Source organism: Bradyrhizobium australiense, from assembly GCF_013114825.1.
Lineage (GTDB): Bacteria > Pseudomonadota > Alphaproteobacteria > Rhizobiales > Xanthobacteraceae > Bradyrhizobium > Bradyrhizobium australiense.
On the sequence record NZ_JAAVLX010000007.1, the window covers coordinates 73,295 to 93,434 of the forward strand.

At 64.1% G+C, this 20,140-nt stretch carries 17 protein-coding genes and 1 other RNA gene; 4 read left to right on the plus strand and 14 right to left on the minus strand.

What is annotated here, in order from left to right; all coding sequences use genetic code 11:
* Nucleotides 1–148 precede the first annotated feature (148 nt).
* From murD to rsmH, 7 genes are all read right to left on the minus strand, one after another.
* Nucleotides 149–1,549 (minus strand): UDP-N-acetylmuramoyl-L-alanine--D-glutamate ligase, encoded by a 1,401-nt coding sequence (murD, locus tag HCN58_RS20855; RefSeq protein WP_171581278.1) that lies wholly within the window; start codon nt 1,547–1,549, stop codon nt 149–151.
* Between the two features lie 4 nt (nt 1,550–1,553).
* Entirely contained in the window at nt 1,554–2,660 is a 1,107-nt protein-coding gene (gene mraY / locus HCN58_RS20860) for a phospho-N-acetylmuramoyl-pentapeptide-transferase (RefSeq protein WP_171581279.1), read from the minus strand.
* A 166-nt stretch (nt 2,661–2,826) separates the two neighbouring features.
* On the minus strand, nt 2,827–4,209 hold the full coding sequence (locus HCN58_RS20865) for a UDP-N-acetylmuramoyl-tripeptide--D-alanyl-D-alanine ligase (protein WP_171581280.1): 1,383 nt from the start codon (nt 4,207–4,209) through the stop codon (nt 2,827–2,829).
* Nucleotides 4,206–5,663 (minus strand): UDP-N-acetylmuramoyl-L-alanyl-D-glutamate--2,6-diaminopimelate ligase, encoded by a 1,458-nt coding sequence (locus HCN58_RS20870; RefSeq protein WP_171581281.1) that lies wholly within the window; start codon nt 5,661–5,663, stop codon nt 4,206–4,208. The genes HCN58_RS20865 and HCN58_RS20870 overlap by 4 nt, the downstream gene beginning before the upstream one ends.
* A gap of 48 nt (nt 5,664–5,711) precedes the next feature.
* Entirely contained in the window at nt 5,712–7,466 is a 1,755-nt protein-coding gene (locus HCN58_RS20875) for a peptidoglycan D,D-transpeptidase FtsI family protein (protein ID WP_171581282.1), read from the minus strand.
* A complete protein-coding gene (gene ftsL, locus HCN58_RS20880; RefSeq protein WP_171581283.1) occupies nt 7,463–7,855 on the minus strand; it encodes a cell division protein FtsL in 393 nt (130 codons plus the stop codon). The genes HCN58_RS20875 and ftsL overlap by 4 nt, the downstream gene beginning before the upstream one ends.
* A gap of 3 nt (nt 7,856–7,858) precedes the next feature.
* On the minus strand, nt 7,859–8,854 hold the full coding sequence (gene rsmH, locus HCN58_RS20885; RefSeq protein WP_171581284.1) for a 16S rRNA (cytosine(1402)-N(4))-methyltransferase RsmH: 996 nt from the start codon (nt 8,852–8,854) through the stop codon (nt 7,859–7,861).
* A 465-nt stretch (nt 8,855–9,319) separates the two neighbouring features.
* Here rsmH and HCN58_RS20890 point away from each other — a divergent pair, with 465 nt between their 5' ends.
* Entirely contained in the window at nt 9,320–10,183 is an 864-nt protein-coding gene (locus HCN58_RS20890) for an N-acetylmuramoyl-L-alanine amidase (protein WP_171581285.1), read from the plus strand.
* Between the two features lie 104 nt (nt 10,184–10,287).
* On the opposite strand, the gene HCN58_RS20895 is transcribed toward HCN58_RS20890, so the two are convergent.
* From HCN58_RS20895 to HCN58_RS20905, 3 genes are all read right to left on the minus strand, one after another.
* Complete coding sequence (locus HCN58_RS20895) at nt 10,288–11,541, minus strand: RNA polymerase sigma factor (protein WP_171581286.1); 1,254 nt, start codon at nt 11,539–11,541, stop codon at nt 10,288–10,290.
* Between the two features lie 106 nt (nt 11,542–11,647).
* Nucleotides 11,648–11,998, minus strand: a complete 351-nt coding sequence (locus HCN58_RS20900; protein WP_171581287.1) for a YciI family protein — start codon at nt 11,996–11,998, stop codon at nt 11,648–11,650.
* A gap of 80 nt (nt 11,999–12,078) precedes the next feature.
* Complete coding sequence (locus HCN58_RS20905; RefSeq protein ID WP_171581288.1) at nt 12,079–12,534, minus strand: PAS domain S-box protein; 456 nt, start codon at nt 12,532–12,534, stop codon at nt 12,079–12,081.
* A gap of 138 nt (nt 12,535–12,672) precedes the next feature.
* On the opposite strand from HCN58_RS20905, the gene rnpB reads away from it, so the two are divergent.
* Nucleotides 12,673–13,096: RNase P RNA component class A (rnpB, locus tag HCN58_RS20910), an RNA gene on the plus strand.
* A 194-nt stretch (nt 13,097–13,290) separates the two neighbouring features.
* Here rnpB and HCN58_RS20915 read toward each other — a convergent pair.
* Entirely contained in the window at nt 13,291–14,004 is a 714-nt protein-coding gene (locus HCN58_RS20915) for an alpha/beta fold hydrolase (RefSeq protein ID WP_171581289.1), read from the minus strand.
* 209 nt (nt 14,005–14,213) lie between these two features.
* Here HCN58_RS20915 and HCN58_RS20920 point away from each other — a divergent pair, with 209 nt between their 5' ends.
* Entirely contained in the window at nt 14,214–14,957 is a 744-nt protein-coding gene (locus tag HCN58_RS20920) for a sulfite exporter TauE/SafE family protein (RefSeq protein ID WP_171581290.1), read from the plus strand.
* 72 nt (nt 14,958–15,029) lie between these two features.
* Nucleotides 15,030–15,962, plus strand: a complete 933-nt coding sequence (locus tag HCN58_RS20925; RefSeq protein ID WP_171581291.1) for a DMT family transporter — start codon at nt 15,030–15,032, stop codon at nt 15,960–15,962.
* Here HCN58_RS20925 and HCN58_RS20930 read toward each other — a convergent pair.
* The 3 genes from HCN58_RS20930 to HCN58_RS20940 all read right to left on the minus strand — a co-directional run bounded on the left by HCN58_RS20930 (nt 15,944) and on the right by HCN58_RS20940 (nt 20,115).
* Nucleotides 15,944–16,342, minus strand: coding sequence for a hypothetical protein (locus HCN58_RS20930; protein ID WP_171581292.1), 399 nt, complete (start codon nt 16,340–16,342; stop codon nt 15,944–15,946). The two genes, HCN58_RS20925 and HCN58_RS20930, sit on opposite strands and share 19 nt — an antisense overlap.
* A 69-nt stretch (nt 16,343–16,411) precedes the next feature.
* Nucleotides 16,412–18,214: an ABC transporter ATP-binding protein gene (locus HCN58_RS20935; RefSeq protein WP_171581293.1), complete on the minus strand. Its 1,803-nt coding sequence runs from the start codon at nt 18,212–18,214 to the stop codon at nt 16,412–16,414.
* 317 nt (nt 18,215–18,531) lie between these two features.
* Complete coding sequence (locus HCN58_RS20940) at nt 18,532–20,115, minus strand: DHA2 family efflux MFS transporter permease subunit (RefSeq protein WP_171581294.1); 1,584 nt, start codon at nt 20,113–20,115, stop codon at nt 18,532–18,534.
* Between the last annotated feature and the right edge of the window lie 25 nt (nt 20,116–20,140).

Genomic DNA, 20,140 nt, shown 5'->3' on the forward strand with positions numbered 1-20,140 from the left:
CGCCTTCGAGCGGGCCGGAGTGACAACTCGTGCCCCGGATGCGGCGCAGCGCGAAGCGGTGCGCTGCCAGGCCGGGGCCCATGCCGCCCTGGGTCCCGGCTCTGCGGAGCGGCATTACTTGCCGCAACGCGTCCGGGACACGATACAATCACACCACCGGCTTCACGCCGGGCATCGCGGCCACCAGATCGCGAAACTTTGCGCCCCGGATTTCGAAGTTGCGGTACTGGTCGAACGAGGCGCAGGCGGGCGACAATAGCACCACAGGATCGAGGAGTCCTGACGCCTCGGCATCGCGCGCGGCATTGGCGACGGCGACATCGAGCGTTTCTGAAATCTCGTGCGGCACACGTTCGCCCAGCGTTCCCGCAAACTCCTGCGCGGCCTCGCCGATCAGATAGGCTTTTCGGATGCGCGGAAAGTATTCGGCGAGACCCGTAATGCCGCCCTGCTTCGGCTTGCCGCCCGCGATCCAGAAGATATCGGCGAACGACGACAGCGCATGCGCAGCGGCGTCCGCGTTGGTGCCCTTGGAGTCGTTGACGAACAGCACGTTGCCGCGGCGGCCGACCTGCTCCATGCGGTGCGCGAGACCGGGAAAGCTGCGCAGGCCGTTTTGCAGCGTATCGGTGGAGATGCCCATCGCGAGCGTGCAGGCCGAAGCGCATGCCGCATTCTGCGCATTGTGCAGACCGCGCAGCGAACCGATACCGCCCAGCCTTGCGACCTCGTTGCGTGCACCACCGGACGCCTGCACGATGGTTTCGCGTTCGACATAAACGCCGTCGGGCAAAGGATTCTTCACGGAGATCCGCACCACGCGTTTTCCCGCCTGATCAAGCCGGTCGGCGATGTTGCGGCACCAGATGTCGTCGACGCCGACAATGGACGCGCCCTGCGGCTGCACGCCGGCGACCAGCCGCGCCTTCACGGCGGCATAGTTCTCCAGGGTGCCATGACGATCGATATGGTCTTCGCTGATGTTGAGGAGGATGCCGACCGACGGATCGAGCGAGGGCGCGAGGTCGATCTGATAGGACGACATCTCGACGACGTGCACGCGTCCCATCCGCGGCGGCTCCAGCGACAGGATCGCAGTGCCGATGTTGCCGCCCATCTGGGTGTCGTAGCCGGCGACCTTCATCAGATGCGCGATCAGGGCCGTGGTGGTCGACTTGCCATTGGTCCCGGTGATGGCGACGAACGGCGCATCCGGCGCGTGACGGCGCCGCTCCCTGCAAAACAGTTCGATGTCGCCGATCACCTCACAGCCCGCCTGCCGCGCCAGCAGCACGGACCAATGCGGCGCCGGATGAGTCAGCGGCGCGCCGGGGGTAAGGATCAGCGCCGAGAAATTCGACCACGATATGGTGCGCAGATCGGCCGTGGTGAAACCGCCTTGCGCCGCCTTGGCGACATTGTCGACGCTGTCGTCGCCGGCGATCACTTCCGCTCCGCCGGCCTTCAGCGCATGGCAGCTCGCCAGCCCTGAACCGCCGAGGCCGAACACGGCGACTGTTTTGCCTGCAAAGGAGGTGACGGGGATCAAGCGATCACCGCAGCTTCAACGTGGATAGGCCGGCGAGCGCCAGCATCACCGAGATGATCCAGAACCGGATCACGATCTGCGGTTCGGTCCAGCCCTTCTGCTCGAAATGATGATGCAGCGGCGCCATCCGGAACACGCGTCTTCCGGTCAGCTTGAACGAGGTCACCTGCACGATCACCGAGACGGCTTCGAGCACGAACAATCCGCCGATCACGGCCAGCACGATCTCGTGCTTCACCGCGACTGCGGTGGCGCCGAGCATGCCGCCAAGCGCGAGCGAGCCGGTGTCGCCCATGAAGATCGAGGCCGGCGGTGCGTTGAACCAGAGGAACCCGAGGCCGGCTCCGAGCACCGCGCCGCACAGCACCGCGAGCTCGCCAGTTCCGGCGACGTAACGGATCTGCAGATAGTCTGAAAAGACCGCATTGCCGGTCAAATACGAGATCATGCCGAAGCTGGCGGCCGCGATCATGACCGGCACGATCGCAAGGCCGTCGAGGCCGTCGGTCAGGTTCACCGCGTTGCCGGCACCGACGATGACGAAGGCGCCGAAGATCACGAAGAACCAGCCGAAATTGATCACGACGTCCTTGAGGAAGGGGACTGCGAGCGACGTCGATGTCGCGTCGCGGCCGAGCCGCACCAGCGCATAGCAGGCAGCGAGCGCAATCACCGCTTCGATCAACAGCCGCAACTTGCCGGCAAAGCCGCTATGGCTCTGTTTCGTCACCTTCAGATAGTCGTCGTAGAATCCGACGAAGCCGAAGCCGAGCGTCACCGCCAGCACGATCCAGACATAGGGATTGAGCGGATTGGCCCACAGCAGCGTCGCTACCACGAGGCCTGAGAGGATCATCAGCCCGCCCATCGTCGGCGTGCCTTTCTTGGAGATCAAATGCGATTGCGGGCCGTCGGTGCGGATCGGCTGGCCCTTGCCCTGCCGGAGCCGCAAGTGATCGATGATCCAGGGCCCGAACAGAAAGACGAACAGCGCGCCCGTCACCATCGCCCCCCCGGTGCGGAAGGTGATGTAGCGAAACACGTTGAACAAGCCGCGGAAGATGCCAAAACCGGGAACGGTGTTGGAAAGCTCGATCAGCCAGTAAAACATTCAAAAGGCCCTATCACGCGGCTTGGTTGCGCCGTCTTTGGCGGGAAGCGCTCCGGGAACGCCTTGATAATCGTTTTCATCCTCAAACCAAGCATATCTTGGCCATGCATGGGGTATTGACGAATCGCGTCTTGCGAAAACAACGCACCCGCCAGGCGCGGCCAGTTTACGCCTTTGCCTGCAACGCGGCCAGCAGCCTCGGCACAAACTTGTTCACCCAGAACATCTTTTTGCTGCCCTTGACCACCACCACGTCCCCGTCCCGCAGCAATGCGGCGATTTGTTGGGGATCGAGCGTAGCCGGGTCTTCATGCCAGCCGAGCGCCCGCTCCGCCGGCACGAGATCGTAGAGATGGCGCATCAATGGGCCGACGCAGTAGATGCCGTCGAGGCCCGGCAGGTCTTTCGCGAGTTTCTCGTGATAGGTCGGCGCATCGGCGCCCAATTCCAGCATGTCGCCGAGAATGGCGATGCGCCGGCCCGATTTCACCGGCCGCGCCTTCAGACTGCCGAGCGCGGCCACCATGCTGGCCGGGTTGCCGTTGAAGCTGTCGTCGATCACGGTGATGCCGTGGGCCGTCTGCTCCACGCCGCGGCCGGTCATGATGGCGACGTGGCCGAGTTCCTTCGCCAATGCCGCGGGATCGAGCCCCGCGGCATGGATGGACGCCAGCGCGGCCAACGCGTTCTGTAGACGATGCGGTGCACCCGGCGTCAGGCCGAATTCAATTGGCTTGCCGCTCACCTCAGCGGCGACGTTCCAGCTCTCGCCTTCGGGCGTATGCGTCAACGCTCGCACCTCGGACGCTTCACCGAAGCGGACGATCTTGCCGTTCCATTCCGGCGCCAGGACATCATCAGGCAATACCAGCACGCCATCCGTGGGAAGACCTTGCGCGATGCTCACCTTCTCGCGGCGGATCGCTTCCAGGCTGCCGAGCTTTTCCAGATGCACCGGCTGCACGTTCACGACAAGCGCGACCGTCGGTTTCGTCAGCTCGCTGAGCCGCGCGATCTCGCCGGTCTGGTTCATGCCCATCTCGACGACCCACACGCTCGCGTTCGGGCCCGCATTGCACAGCGTCAGCGGCACGCCCCAGAAATTGTTAAAACTGCTCGGGCTGGCATGGGCGCCAGGATACGCGGCGAGGAATTCCTTCGTGCTGGTCTTTCCGGCACTGCCGGTCAGGCCGATCACCGGGCCGGCAAAGCGCGTCCGCGCCGCACGCGCGAGCGCCCACAGGCCATCGATCAGCGTATCCTTGACGATCAACTGCGGAACGCGGATGCCGTCGATGACGTACGGCACGATCATCGCCACCGCGCCAGCCGCTTCGGCCTCGTCGGCGAATTCCCAGCCGTCGCGGGCGCTGGCGAAACTGGAGATGAAGCCGCCGCTAGGCGTGCCGCTCAAAGCCACGAACAGGGTACCCGGCTTCACCAGCCGGCTGTCCTGCGTGACGAAATCAATCGGCGTGTCGGGGAACTCGCCTGATAGTCCCAGCGCGCGCCCAACTTCGGCAATCGTCCACAATGGTCTCGCGCTCATGCCACCCTCGCTGCGAGCGCGGCCGCCACCGCCTCGTGATCGCTGAACGGCAAGACCTTGTCGCCGACGATCTGGCCGGTCTCATGGCCCTTGCCGGCGATCAGGAGCGCATCGCCCGGCTGCAGTGCCGCGATCCCTGCCCGGATCGCCTCCGCGCGATCGCCGATTTCAGTTGCGTCCTTGGCCGCTGCCAGAATGGCGGCGCGGATCGCTGCCGGATTTTCGCTGCGCGGATTGTCGTCGGTTACGATGACCTGATCGGCATTCTCGGCCGCAATCGCGCCCATGATCGGCCGCTTGCCGGCGTCGCGGTCGCCGCCGGCGCCGAAGATGACGACGAGCTTGCGCTTCGCATAAGGCCGCAGCGCCTGCAGTGCTTTCGCAAGCGCGTCCGGCTTGTGCGCGTAGTCCACGAAGATCGGCGCGCCATTATGTTCGCCGACCCGCTCCAGCCGGCCCTTGGCGCCTTCGAGATGTCCGAGCGCCTCGAACACCGCCGCCGGCTCGCTGCCGGTTCCGATCGCGAGCCCAGCGGCGACCAGCGCATTCTCGATCTGGAATTCGCCGACCAGCGGAAGCTTGATCGTGTAATTGCGCCCGCGATGTTCGAGCGCGAGGTTCTGCGCGAATCCTTCGACAGTGACGCCAACAAGGCGGATACCTTCGCCGGCGCCATCCGCGCTGCCCCCAACGGCGATGACGCGCAAGCCCCGCGCCTGCGCCGCGTCGATCACTTGCTGCGAGCAATCGTGATCGGCCGATATCACGGCCGCGCCATCAGGCGCGATCAGATCGCGGAACAGCCGCAGCTTGGCAGCGAGGTAATGCGCCTCATCCGGATGGTAATCCATGTGGTCGCGCGAGAGATTGGTGAAGCCACCGGCGGCAATACGCACGCCGTCGAGCCGGAACTGGTCGAGCCCATGCGAGGAGGCCTCGAAAGCCAGATGCGTCACGCCATCCTCGGTGATCTCGTCGAGCTGCCTGTGCAGCGCGATCGGATCCGGCGTCGTCAGCGAGCCGTACACCGTGCGTTTGGGCGACACCAGACCGATGGTGCCGATGCTCGCGGAAGCATGGCCGAGCTGTTCCCAGATCTGCCGCGTAAACGCGGCGACCGAGGTCTTGCCGCTGGTCCCGGTCACCGCCGCGATGGTGGCGGGCTGCCGTGGATAGAATCTCGCCGCCGCCAGCGCCAGCGCGCGGCGCGGATTCGGCGTGACGACGAAGGGCACGCGGGCGTCCGAATGGACACGTTCGCCGGCTACCGCAACTGCACCCGCCTTGACCGCGGAATCGATGAAGCGCGCGCCGTCGGTTTTAGTCCCCGCGAGCGCGAAGAACAAGTCACCCGGTTTGACCGCGCGGCTATCGACTGCAAGCCCTTTCACATCGACAGCTTCCGCCTGCGGCTCGATCGCAGCGTCATCGCTGAAGAGGTCGCGAAGTTTCATCTTGTTCCAGCCCGGCCCGGCCCAGTCTCGCGCGCGTGACAATACGCCTTACTGGGTTGTCTTCGATGCCGCAAGAATAAGGCGGTCGGACGGCGGCAGATCGAAGCGTGGTTCGATGCCCAGCAGCGGCCCGATACGGGCAATCACCTTGCCGCCGGTCGGCACCGCGTTCCAGCCCGAGGTGATGAAGCCTTGGGTTTCGGGCAGCGCCTTCGGCTCGTCCAGCATGACCAAAAGCTGATACTGCGGATTGTCTGCCGGAATAATCGCGGTGAACGAATTCAGCACCTGTTTCTTGGAATAGCGGCCGTTGACCACCTTTTCCGACGTGCCGGTTTTGCCGCCGATATAGTAGCCCTTCACGTCGGCTTTCTTGGCGGTTCCGACCTCAGCGTTCAGCCGCATCAGATAGCGCATCTTCTCGGAGGTTTCGGTTCTCAGCACCTTCTTGGCGATGGCTCGCGCTTCCTCCTCCGACCGCTTCAGGAAAGTTGGCGGAATCAGGAGGCCGCCATTGACGACCGCGTTGATGCCCATCACCGCCTGCAGCGGCGCAACCGCAATGCCATGACCGAAGGAAGCCGTGATGGTGTTCAGCTCGGTCCAGCGCTTCGGCACGATTGGGGAGGCGCTTTCAGGCAATTCAGTGCGCAGCCGGTCCATCTGGCCGAGCTTCTTCAGGAAGGCCTTGTGCGCCTCCACGCCCTGCGCCAGCGCGATCTTGGCCGCGCCGACGTTGGAGGAGAAGGTGAACACTTCCGTCAGCGTGATCGAGCGGCCGACCGGATGGGTATCGTGAATGGTGAACTTGCCGAACTTCAGGGCCCCGCGCCCGTCATAGAGCGTGTTGAGGTTGGCCTTGCCGGAATCAAGCGCCATTGCCAGCGTCAGCGCCTTGAAGGTCGAGCCCATTTCGAATACGCCCGTGGTCAGGCGGTTGATGCGCTCGGGGTCGTGCGCCTCCTTCGGATTATTCGGATCGAAATCCGGCAACGACACCAGGGCTACGATCTCGCCAGTCCTGACATTCGAGACGAGGCCGGAAGCCGCCTTGGCCTTGTACTTCTCTTTCGCCTTCAACAATTCGTCGCGCAGCGCGTGCTCGACACGCAGGTCGATCGACAGTTCCACCGGCTTCTGCAGCCGATCGGTGGCGAAGCCGGCGCGGTGCAGGTCGGCCAGACCGTTATTGTCCAGCCATTTCTCCATCCCGGCGATGCCCGCGTTGTCGATGTTGACGAGGCCAATCAGATGCGCGACCGCAGCGCCGGTCGGGTAGACGCGCTTGTTCTCGCGCAGGAAGCCGATGCCGGGAATGCCGAGCTTGTGAATGTCGTGCTGCTGCTTCGGCGTGATCTCACGTTTTAGCCAGACAAAACCCTTGCGCGACGACAGGCGCGCGCGCGCTTCGGCCGTGTCGAGGTCCGGCAGCGCCGCCGTCAGGAGCTCGATCGCCTCGTCCTTGTCGATGATGCGCCTCGGCTCGCCGAACAGGCTTGGCGCCTTGACGTCGGTCGCGAGCACCTCGCCGTTGCGGTCGACGATGTCAGGCCGCGCGGTCGCGATGGCGTCCTGCGAGGCGGCACGGCGGCCGCCGTGGCTGTCGGCACCAACCGCGAACATCACCAGACGTCCGGCCAGCACCGCATAAACAGCCGCGAACAGCAGGATCGCAAGTCCCACGCGCGCCCGCGCCTTGGCGGCGCGATCGACGTTGCGCCCATAGAGCAGACTGCGGATCAGCCGCCGCCGCCACGGTTCCGCGGGCTTCCTGGTCGCAGTGGTCAGCGCCCGGCCGATCATTGCTGATCTCCCGGTGCGGGCACGGAGCCGGTTGTGGGCGGCGCGTCCGCGGCAGCCTCGATGGTGTTGATCATCGCGCCGATCGGATCGGGCGCACCGGGCCTTGCAAAGGCCGGCGGCCGTTCCGGCAAATTCTTCAACTGATCGTATTGCGTGGCGGTCAGCGGCTTCAGGCCGAGGTGGCGTTCAGCCAGCCCTTGCAGCCGCAGCGGCGCATCGAGCTTGGCCCATTCCGCACGCAGCGCCGCAATCGCATCGCGCTGCTCGCGGATCTCGGCGTTGAGCCGCAGCACACGCTCGACGCGCGCAGTCGATTCCATCTTGATCCGGTAGACATAGGCGGCGGCGAACACCAGCACGCCGATGACGAGGAAGTGGATGATCCGCATCGGTCAGCCTCCCCTCATCACGTTGGCGAGAACGGGCCATGCGGGCAGGCGGTCCGCCGGATGCGCGGGAGCAGTGGTGCGCTCCGCAGCGCGCAATTTTGCGGAACGCGCCCGCGGATTGGCTGATACCTCCGCTTCGGTTGGCGTGATCGGCCGCTTGGTTAGAATCTGAAAGCTCGGCGCGGCCTGCGCCACTTCGGGCAGATGGCGCGATCCGCCGCCGGTCTTGCCGCGCGCGTTGAGAAAATCCTTGACGATGCGATCTTCCAGCGAATGAAACGAGACGACCACCAGCCGCCCGCCGGGTTTCAGCACCCGCTCTGCCGCCGCAAGCGCCAGATGGAGTTCGTCGAGCTCCGCGTTGACAAAGATTCTTAAACCTTGAAACGTCCGCGTCGCCGGATGAATCTCGTTCGGCTTGCTGCGCACCACCCTGCCGACGATATCGGCCAGCGCCTGCGTGGTGGTGATCGGCGCTTCCTTCCGCGCCACCGCGATGGCGCGCGCGACGCTACGGGAATGGCGCTCCTCGCCGAAGATGTAGATGATGTTGGCGAGATCGGTCTCGGAGGCTTTCGCCACCACATCGGCCGCCGTCGGCCCGTCGTGGCCCATCCGCATGTCGAGCGGGCCGCCGAGCCGGAACGAGAAGCCGCGCTCGGCCTGATCGAGCTGCATCGAGGACACGCCGACGTCCATCACGACGCCGTCCACTGCGGCCGCGCCTTGCGCGGCGCAGATGTCCGCCAGATGGGAGAATCGGTCCTCGACCAGGGTCAGCCGGCCGCCGGAATGCTCGACCAGATTGAACCCGCCGGTAATCGCCGACCGGTCGCGGTCGATGCCGATGACCTGTGTTCCCGGGATATCGAGAATCGCGCGGCTGTAGCCGCCGGCACCGAAGGTGGCGTCGACATAGACCCCGCCGTCCCTGGGATTGAGCATCTCGACCGCCTCGCGGCCGAGCACCGAGATATGGCGCGGCGCAGCCGGGCTCATGCGCCGTCCTCTGGCGTTTTCCAGTCCATGGTACGAAAACTGGACGCGAACAGGCCCATTGCGCCTCAAATCTCTGCGCTTCGCCGGGCTTTTTCGGCCCAAAAGCCGCGAACAGAAGGGATTGCCGCTTCTCGCCCGGCCCCGCGACCCCTCATTTCCAGACGGAATTTGCTGGGTTGCCATAGCATTTTCGAGCGTGAAAGAGGGCCTCGGCCGTCCCCAACCCGGTTCGGCTCTTCACCACTTAGTAACGGCACTTAGCGTTAAGAAAACGTTGATGGCCGGCCGCGGGTTTTCCGCGCTTTCGAGACATCGAAAAATAGTGATGCGCCCCGCACACACTTTGTCCAAATACGAGACGGAACTCGGCCGCCGCATTGCACGGCCGCGGGGCAAATGAATAGTAAACGATATTGCTGCCTGAACACGATGTTGCCGCTCTGCTGCCCCGTTTGGGTTTAAAAAATGGCTTCTGGGTCGTTCACATCTGCTGGTATTGATTCGAGGCGTCAACGCGCCCTTCCTGTTCCCAGGGCCAACGCCGACATGAAAACTTTTACCCCGGATTCCTCGATCGCATCCGACGTGATCCCGTCGCCGAACTATGGCGACCGCAACAACGGCCGCGTCGCCGACATGATCCTGCTGCACTATACCGGTATGCCGGATGTGGAAGGCGCGATCGCCCAGCTCTGCACCCCCGGCACCGACGTGTCAGCCCATTACATCGTGCTGGAGGACGGCCGCATCGTGCAGTGCGTGCCGGAAGCCAAGCGCGCCTGGCACGCCGGCGTATCGTGCTGGGCCGGCGAGGAAGACATCAATTCCTGCTCGATCGGCGTCGAGATCATTAATCGCGGCCACGATTGGGGCTATCCGGATTTCCCGTCGCGCCAGATCGCCGCCGTGATCGCGCTGTGCCGCGGCATCATGCTTCGCCGCAAGATACCTGCGCATCGCGTGCTCGCGCATTCCGACGTCGCGCCGGCGCGCAAGAAGGATCCCGGCGAAAAATTCCCGTGGCACTTGCTGGCGAATTCCGGGGTCGGCCATTGGGTGCAGCCGGCGCCGATCGTGCGCGGCGAAACGCTCAAGCTCGGCAGCATCAGCGATGATGTCGCCAATATGCAGGCGGCGCTGGCCAAATACGGCTATAACATCCCGACCCATGGCAAGTTCGACGGCCCGACCATGGAAGTGGTCACCGCGTTCCAGCGCCACTTCCGCCCCGCGCGCGTCGACGGCATCGCCGATCACTCGACCATGAGCACGCTGCACGCACTATTGACCAGCCTGCCGGCGGAGGCGACGGTGGTCGGGGCGAAGTGATTCACCGGTATTCCCACCGTCATTGCGAGGAGCGAAGCGACGAAGCAATCCATCTCTCCGGACGTGCGGAAAGATGGATTGCTTCGCTGCACTCGCAATGACGGTTAGGGTCCGCCCGCGCTTCGGTCCAATTCCGCGATCCTTCGCGCATAGAACCGACGCAACGGCTCCAGTTGCGTGGCCGCGGTTGCCTTCAGATACGCCTCGCGCGCGGCTTCGTGGCGGCCGAGCCTGCGCAGCAGATCAGCGCGGACGGCCGGCAGCAGCTCATAACTTGTCAGCCCACCGCGCGCCTCCAGCGCATCGATCAGGTCGAGCGCCCGCGCCGGCCCGTCGACCATCGAGACAACAGCGGCGTGGTTGAGTTCGATCACCGGCGACGGGCTGATCCGCAGCAGCACTTCATAGAGGCCGGCGATCTGCCGCCAGTCGGTATCCCTGTAACTGGGCGCACGCGCATGCAGCGCGGCGATCGCCGCCTGCACCGCATAGGATTGCGGCCGGCCCGGCATTCGCAGGGCCTCTTCCACCAGAAGCAGGCCCTCCGCTATCTGCCCGCGATCCCACAGCGCTCGGTCCTGCTCTTCCAGCAGCACGATGTCGCCGCCTGCGGTTTTGCGGCCGGCGCGGCGTGAATCGTGCAGCAGCATCAGGGCGAGCAACCCCTTGATCTCGCCGCGTTCCGGCATCAGCGCGTCGAGCAGCCGCGCCAGCCGGATCGCTTCGCGCGCCAGATCCGGCCGCATCAGGTCTTCGCCCGACGTCGCAACATAGCCTTCGGTGAACACGAGATAGATCACGGCGAGCACGCCGTGCAGCCGCGGCTCCAGCGCGTAGCGCTCCGGCACCTCATAGGGAATGCCGGCGAGACGGATTTTTTGCTTGGCCCGCAACAGGCGCTGCGCCATTGCATCTTCGCTGGCGAGAAACGCGCGCGCCACCTGCGCTGTCGTCAGCCCGCACACCGTGCGCAGCGTGAGCGCGACCTGCACCTCGGCGGCAAAGGAGGGGTGACAGCACGTGAACATCAGCCGCAGCATGTCGTCATCGAGCGCGCTGTCGGCGTCCTCACATGGCTCGGACGCGTTGAGCAGTATTTCATGCGTCAGCTCTTGCTGCTTGCCGCGAAATGCAATGTTGCGGCGAACGCGATCGATCGCCTTGTTGCGGCCGACATTGACCAGCCAGGCGCGCGGATTGGAAGGCAGTTCGGCATCAGGCCAGCGCTCCAGCGCCACCGCGAATGCCTCTTGCAGCGCGTCTTCCGCGAGATCGAAGTCGCCGACGAGACGGATGAGGGTCGCCAACGCCCTGCCCGCCTCGTCGCGAAATATCTTTTCGATGTCGCGAGGTGTCATGCGATTGCATTCCCCAGCGGCCGTCATTCCGGGGCGATGCGAAGCATCGAACCCGGAATCTCGAGATTCCGGGTTCGCTTCGCGCCCCGGAATGACGGCGTTACTGTCAATCATAAACCATGACCGGCCTGACCTCGACCGAACCGTTCCTGGCACCGGGAATCCGCGCGGCGATCGAGAGCGCCGCGTCGAGATCCTTGGCTTCGACCAGATAATAACCGGCGAGTTGCTCGCGCGTCTCAGCGAACGGACCGTCCGTCGTCAGTGTCTTGCCGTCGCGAACGCGCACCGTGGTCGCCGTCGTCGTCGGCTGCAAGCCGTCGCCGGCCTTGAAATGGCCGCTCTGGATAATCGACTGGGTGAACGCGCCGTATTCCGCCGTCAATTCCTTGCGCGCCGCGGCGTCCATTTTGCCGAACTCGGCCTCGTTCTGATAGATCATCAACAGATACTGCATTTTGAAAACTCCCTCTTGATCGGCTGGATCGCCGACACCCAGTCGAACGGGCCCCCGGCAAGACGACATCGTCGGGGAAATTATTTTTCCGACGGAGCGGCAATCCTGGAGCCGGCGCCGGCCCCGGCGAGCCGCCGCTTCAGTTCCCTGGCTTCCTCGAAGCGCTTCGTCACGTCGCGCATGACGGCCACGGTGCCCGTGGTCTCCTGCGCCCCATTTCGCAGCAGCACGATGGTGAACTCGACCGAAATCCGCGCGCCCTTCTTGGTCAGGCCGGGTACCGACAACAGGTCGCCGTGGCCATAGCGGCTGGTGCCCGTCTCCATCGTGTGGCGAAACCCGCTCCAGTGCCGGGCGCGCAGGTTTTCGGGAATAATCAGGTCGAGCGACTGGCCGGCGGCCTCGTCGGCCGTGAAGCCGAAGATCCGCTCGGCGCCGGGATTCCAGAATGTGATGCGGCCTTCGCGATCGGTCGCGATGATCGCGTCGGAGGCGCTGTGCAGCAGGGCTTCACCAAGACCGGCAGGAATGTTCATTGTGCGTATCTGTTCGTCGTCATCAGTCATTGGCATCAAATGCCGCTGCTTCGCAGATGTCAAAATAAGGGCGGACGGAACCCGACTAACCATCGCGGTCCCTTGACGGCGCGCGCTGGAGCCCCCATGCGTAGAGCGTCAGTCGGCCGGACGGCCGCTCCCGCTACGGTCGAAAGGCTGCGGGGGAGGAAAGTCCGGGCTCCATCGACATACGGTGCCGGATAACGTCCGGCGGGGGCAACCCCAGGGAAAGTGCCACAGAGAACGAACCGCTGCCCTCACCCGAAAGGGAGGGGGCGAGTAAGGGTGAAAAGGTGCGGTAAGAGCGCACCGCGTTTCCGGCAACGGAAACGGCATGGCAAACCCCACCGGGAGCAAAACCGAATAGGGACGGCAATGCGGGCAGTTCGCGAAAGCGATAACGCCGCAGGGCGATGTCAGGCCCGCCGTCCGGGTAGGTTGCTCGAGGCCATCTGCAAACATGGTCCCAGAGGAATGGCCGTCACGTACCATTCGCAAGAGTGGTGCCCTACAGAACCCGGCTTACAGGCCGGCTGATCTTTATGAATGAGGGGCTCGGCGCAAACGCGCCGGGCCCCTCGCCATTTTGACAGAGCCGTAGCCCGGATGGAGCGGAGCGCAATCCGGGGCCAAGTTTGGCCCTTGGCGTTGTGGTCGAATATGCAACCCCCTGGTGAGAATGCATGTACAGATCCCGGGTTGCGCTGCGCTCCACCCGGGCTACGGGGCGAAGGACTACCCTGCGATCTTTTGCAGCAGAGCCATCAACGCTTCCGGTGCGGTGACATTCGGCGAGTGGCTGGCGTCAATCTCGTAGTAGCTCCAGGCGGGATCGCCCTTTGTCATTTTTGCGAACGGTCCGAACGTATCGGCCGGCGTGATCCGGGTGGCGTAGATGTAGCTGCGCGGCAGCGTCAGCGCGCCGCCCTGCAGCTTGAGCCTGGTCTCGAAACACTTGATCGGCATGTCGACGCGGCGCGCGCTGAGCCATTCGACATCGGCGGGCGATGTATCCGGCGGCGTCGGATTCGGCGGCACGCGCCAACCATCACCGTTCTTCGAAAGCTCCTGCATCCGCGCCCGCGCGACCTCGTTCAGATCGAGCAGCGACTGGCCGTCCTGCGGCACGAAGGCGTCGATATAGATCAGTTGCCTGACCTTGTCGCGGACGCGGTCGGCAACGCCGGTCGCGACCATGCCGCCATAGCTGTGGCCGATCAGCACGAATTCGCGCAAGTCCTCGTACTTGATGACATTCAGCACGTCTTCGATATGCGAATTGAGATCGATCCCAGGATGCGCCAGATGCGCGCGCTCGCCAAGGCCAGTGTAACTCGGCGTAATCAGGCGATGCCCGGCGGCCTGCATCAGCGGATGCATCTTCTTCCAGGCCCAGCCGGCGGACCATGCGCCGTGACAGACGAGAAAGGTTTTCGAAGTTGCGCTCATCGGCCCGTTTCCCACCAGGTTATTGTTGAAGGCTTGGATTGCGATAGTACCCGTCCGTCGCGTCGTGTAAACGTCGGCGCAAATTTCAACATCGTCATTCCGGGACGATGCGAAGCATCTAACTGGGATGTGCGATTGCACATCCGAGAATCTCGAGATTCCGGGTCTGGTCCTTCGGACCATCCGGGAATGACGGGGGAAAGAAAAGAGTGGATCTAGCCACCTACGCCATTCTGCTTGCCGGCGCGCTCGCCGGTGGCTTCGTGTCCGGGCTTGCCGGGTTCGGCACGGCACTGATGGCGCTGGGGATCTGGCTTTACATCTTGCCGCCGGCAATCGCCGTGCCGCTGGTGCTGATCTGCTCGGTGAGCTCGCAGATCTCGACGCTGCCGTCGATGTGGAAAGTTCTCGACTTCGAGCTGGCCTGGCCGTTCGTGGCCGGCGGTCTTCTCGGCATGCCGATCGGGGCACTGCTGGTCGCGCGCGCCGACCCGCAAACCTTCAAGCTCAGCGTCGGCGCGATGCTGCTGGTATTTCCCACCGCATTGTATTTCATCCGCAAGCCGATGGCCTTCCGCTTCGGCGGCCGGCCGGCGGACGCAGCCATCGGATTTGCCGGCGGCATCCTCGGCGGCCTTGCCGGCCTGTCGGGCCCGATTCCGACGCTGTGGGCCAGCATCCGCGGCTGGACCAAGGACCAGCGCCGCGGCGTCTTCCAGATTTTCAACGGCAGCGTGCTCGGTGCCGCGCTCATCCTGCAGATCGCCAGCGGTTTCGTTAAATTGGAGGTGTTCTGGCTGGCGATGCTGGCATTGCCCGGCACGCTGATCGGCGCGCGTCTTGGCATGCGCACCTATCAAGCCCTGAATGACCGAAACTTCTACGACGTCGTGCTGGCTCTCTTGTTTCTGTCCGGGGTTGGATTGGTGTGGAGCAGCATTGCTCCGAGATAGGCGCGCATAGCCGCCATGTGCTCCGAGTAGATTGCTGTACGCTGACCTGCAAAGCGGCTAACCAATCGCGTCATGAGCTCCCCTGCTTCGCGCGAGCGCCTCGGCCTGTTGCTGGGCTTTATCGGTATGGCGATCTTCGGCGGCACGCTGCCGGCGACGCGGATCGCGGTCGCGGAAATTGATCCGATTGCACTGACCTCGCTGCGCACCGCGATCGCCGGGCTGTGCTCGCTGGCGCTCCTCGTCGTGCTGCGCCGCCCGCTGCCGCCCCGCGCGCTAAGACTGCAATTATTCATTGCGATGCTTTGCGTCGCGATCCTGTTTCCGCTGTTGATGTCGATGGGCATGCAGAGGGTCGATGCCTCGCATGGCGGCGTGGTGCTGGGCGTGTTGCCGATCGCCACCGCGCTCGTCGCCGTCACCATCACCCATGAGCGGCCGAGGCCGCTGTTCTGGATCGCCTCCGTCGCCGGCGCCGCGCTGGTGATCACGTTCGCATTGCGGCAAGGCGGCGGCGCGCTAGTTGCCGGCGATTTATTCCTGTTCGCATCAGTAGCCGTCGCTGCAATCGGCTACGCATTCTCTGGCCGGCTAACCTCGCGAATGCCCGGCTGGGAGGTGATAAGCTGGATTCTGGTCATCGCGCTGCCGCTGTCGATCCCGGCAGCCATGCTGACCGTGCCCGCCGATATCGCCAACATCGCCTTGAAGCCGTGGCTCGGGCTGCTCTACGTCGCGCTGTTCTCGCAATGGATCGGCTTCTTTGCGTGGAACGCAGGGCTCGCGATGGGCGGCATCGCGCGGGTCTCGCAGATCCAGTTGCTGCAGCCGTTCGTCACGTTTGCGCTGGCGGCGTTTTTCAACGACGAGACCATCACGTTGCAGATCCTGCTGTTCGCCGCCGCTGTCGTGGTGACGGTCGCGATCTCGGCGCGCACGCGGGCCACGGCCGCGCCGTCGGCGCCGCAGCGAGATCGCGAGCCGCCTCAGTTGGCCGCGTCCTGATCAATCAGAACCAGACTCTCCGCGATCAGCTCGTCCTTGATCTTTTCCGACTGGATGGCGCGGAGCAGGACCCTCGCGGTTTTCAGATGGTTCGCCTTTACGCAGAGCTGGATGATCTGGCTGACCGAGACGTCGCGCATGGCGTCGTCGGCCATTTGCTTGGCAAGCTCGAGCGCGCATTTGATCGCCGCCTGGTATCGCTCTCCTTCGGTAGCTTTCTCTGCTTCCGCCTTGCGGCCGTGAAGGCCTGCCATTCGCTCGGCAATGGCCACGACCGAGACGCAGATCTCGCGAATTCTCTGCGCCGCTTCGATGTCCCCCTCGGGGTGAATATCGGCTTCCCAGACTTCCGGCGGCCGATCCTTTCGAAACCAGCGCATCGTGCGAGCCCCCTCGATGCCACAAAATATATTCCGACATCGATCGGGTCCGCAACAATACGCTTTATCTCACTCCGCCGCCGAGATGCGGCCGAACTCGGTCGCCTGCAGCTCGAACAGGCCGCGATAGACGCCGCCCGGACGCGCCGTCAGTGCGGCATGGGCGCCCTGCTCGACGATGTCGCCGCGGTCGAACACCAGGATGCGGTCGAGACTGCGCACCGTCGATAACCGATGTGCGATCACGATCGAGGTGCGTCCTCTCATCAGCCGCTCCATCGCCTGCTGGATCAGCGCTTCCGATTCCGAATCGAGGCTCGAGGTTGCCTCGTCCAGGATCAGCACCGGCGCGTCCGCCAGGAACGCACGTGCTAGCGCGACGCGCTGCCGTTCGCCGCCCGACAGCTTGACGCCGCGTTCGCCGACCAGCGTGCCGTAGCCCTTCGGCAGCCGCAGGATGAAATCATGCGCGTTGGCAAGCCGCGCCGCCTGCTCGATCGCCGCAATGCTGGCGCCCGGCCGGCCATAGGCGATGTTCTCCGCCAGCGTGCGGTGAAACAGGATTGGCTCCTGCTGCACGATCGCGATCTGGCTGCGCAGCGATTGCTGCGTTGCTTTCGCGATATTCTGGCCGTCGATCAGGATCTTCCCGCCGCTGACATCATAGAGCCGCTGCACCAGCTTGACGAAAGTGGTCTTGCCCGAGCCGGAACGGCCGACCAGGCCGACCCGCTCGCCGGCGCGGATCTCCACCGACAGGCCGTCATACAGCGGCGCGCGATGGCCGCCGTAATGGAACGTCACGTCGTCGAAGACGATGCGGCCGCCCTGGATGTCGATCGGCTTGGCATCCGGCGCATCGGCAATGCCGATCGGCTCGTCATGGATCGCGACCAGCTCCTCCATGTCGTTCACCGAACGCTGCAGATTGTTGATGTGCATGCCGACGTCACGCAGGTAGGCGTGGATGATGTAGTAGCTGGTCAACACATAGGTGACGTCGCCCGGCGTGGCGCGGCCGGCGATCCACAGCAGGATCGCGCCGCCGATGACCGAGCCGCGGAAGCACAACAACACCGCGAGCTGTGCCGTCGAGGTGTAGTTGTAACGGTACCACGTCCGCCGCACGCGCGTGCGCCACCGGCCGACGACGCCAGCCAGCCGCGCATCCTCGCGCGCTTCCGCGCCGAAGGACTTTACCACCGCGTTGCAGGTCAGGGCATCCGCCAGCGTGCCGCCGACCTTGGTGTCCCATGCGTTGGAGACGCGCGCTGCCGGCGCGATGTAGTTCACCGAGAACGCCATCGTCATCGAGACATAGATCACAGTGCCAACCGCAATCACCGCGCCGAGCACAGGCCAGTGCAGCCCGAGCAGGATCATCGAGCCCACCAGGACCAGGAGCGACGGCAGCAGCGCCATTAAAATGGTGTCGTTGAGCAGGTCGAGCGCCCACATGCCGCGCGTGATCTTGCGCACGGTCGAGCCGGCAAACGAGTTGGCGTGCCAGTCGGTCGAGAAGCGCTGCACGCGCGCGAAAGCGTCGCGCGACACGTCGGACATCGTCTTCAGCGTGAATGGCACGATGGCCTGCAGGCCGGTCAACCGCAGGATCATCGACATAAGGCCAAGCGCGACGATCCCGCCGAAGGCTGCGAACGCAGCCTGTCGCGCCGCCGGGTCGGAGGTGCCCAGCGTCAGCGCATCGACCAGCCGGCCGGAGAAGATCGGCATGAACAGGTCGGCCGCGGTTGCCCCGAGCAGGCCGCCGGCGACGACGGCGGCGCGGCCGGGCTGTTGCAGCCAGTGGCGGAACACGAACGGGATCACGACGCGTATCGCCGCGGGACGCTTGTCTGTTTGAAAGGTCATGGCGTCATTCGGCTGCGCTTAAGGCACAGTCCGGCCCCATCTGAATTGACGTGCGGTGCGGCCTCGGGCCGAACGCAAGCGTCGTTGAAGAACTGTCGTTAAGACGTTGGGAAGCTTGGAAAGATCGGGCGTCAGGCCCGATCAGGACCGGCGGAGATCGCGCTCAGCAACGCGACCGAAAAACCAGCACCAGCATCGGACGCGAGGACGCGATCTGCGAATACATCGAAGTCATGCAAATCTCCCCGGTTCGAGCGACAATGCGTAGCTTATAAATGCATCGCGGGTGATTTGCAACATGACAACCGCGTGAACGCTCAATGCGCGTCGCCGCCCAGCACCGCCGCGGAAGGCCTTTTCAGAACCATCACCAGCAGGCTCAGGGCGAAATAGAACACGGTCAGCATGAAGAAGGCGTCGCCATAGCCCATCACCACGGCCTGGCGGTGCACGATCTGCGACAATTGCTTCATCGCCATCAGCGCGGAATCGCCCATGCCCTGCAGGCGCTGGGTGAACATGTTGAGCGTCCCGATCGCGGTTGCGTTGCCCCAGGTGATGCGGTCGTGCAGGCGGGAGATGTGAAGGTCGGTGCGCTCGTTCAGCACCTGGTTGATGACGGCCAACCCCACCGCGCCGCCGAGATTGCGCGTCAGGTTGAACAGCCCGGAAGCATTCTTGACCCGCTCCGGCGCCAGCGTGCCGAGTGCGATCGTATTGGTCGGCACCATCGCCAGCATCATGCCGGCGCCGCGCAAAATCTGCGGCAGCAGCAATTCGTAGAAATCATATTCCTTTGTGATCCAGGTCATCTGGTAGGAGCCGAGCGCGAACAGCACCAGACCGATCGCGATCAGGTAGCGCACGTCGTATTTCGCCATCAGCCGCCCAACGATCGGGGCGGTGAGGAACATGGCGATACCCGAGACGAACATGGTCTCACCGATCATCAGCGGGCTGTAGCCGCGCACTTCGGCCAGGTAACGCGGATACATGTAGGTGAGGCCGTAAAGTCCGATGCCGACGCAGAACGAGATCACGCAGCAGAGGGCAAAATTGCGGTCTGTGAAAGTCCTGAGGTCAACGATCGGCTCCTTGACACTGAGCACGCGCCAGAAGAAGGCGATCGCCGATACCGCGCAAATTGCCGCGCAGACCGCGACCGACGTGTCTTCGAGCCATTGCGACTGCGGGCCCTCTTCCAGTACATATTCGAGCGTTCCGAGGAAACCCGCCATGAACAGCAGGCCCCACCAGTCGAAATGCTCGAGCAGCGCGAAATTCGGCTTGTCGAAATCGCACAGTGCCCACACGCCGATGGTGATGCCGATGCCGGGAACGATGTTGATGAAGAACAGCCAGTGCCACGACATCGTGTCTGTAATGAACCCGCCGACCGTTGGCCCGATCGTCGGCGCCAGTGTCGCGACCAGACCGATGATCGGAGCGACGATATGGATTTTCGAACGCGGGAACACCGTATAGGCGGATGCGAACACGGTTGGGATCATGCCCGCGCCCAAAAATCCCTGGATCGCGCGCCACAGGATCATCTGCTCGATGGTCGAGGCAAAACCGCAGAAGAAGCTTGCGACTGTGAAGCCGGAGGCGGAAATCGCAAACAGCAAACGTGTGCCGAACGCGCGCGACAGGAAGCCGGACAGCGGAATCGCGATCACCTCGGCGATCAGGTACGAGGTTTGCACCCACGACACTTCGCTGGAACTGGCCGAAAGGCCCGCCTGAATCTGCTGCAGCGACGCCGAGACGACCTGGATGTCCAGGATCGACATGAACATCCCGAACACCATGATCAGAAAAGCAAACAGCCGCCGCGGCGGAATGCGCTCATCGGCCGCGGCGTTCATCAGCGAAGGCGATGCGGTGGTGGCGTCAGCCATGGTCAACTCGGAACAGGCGCCGGAC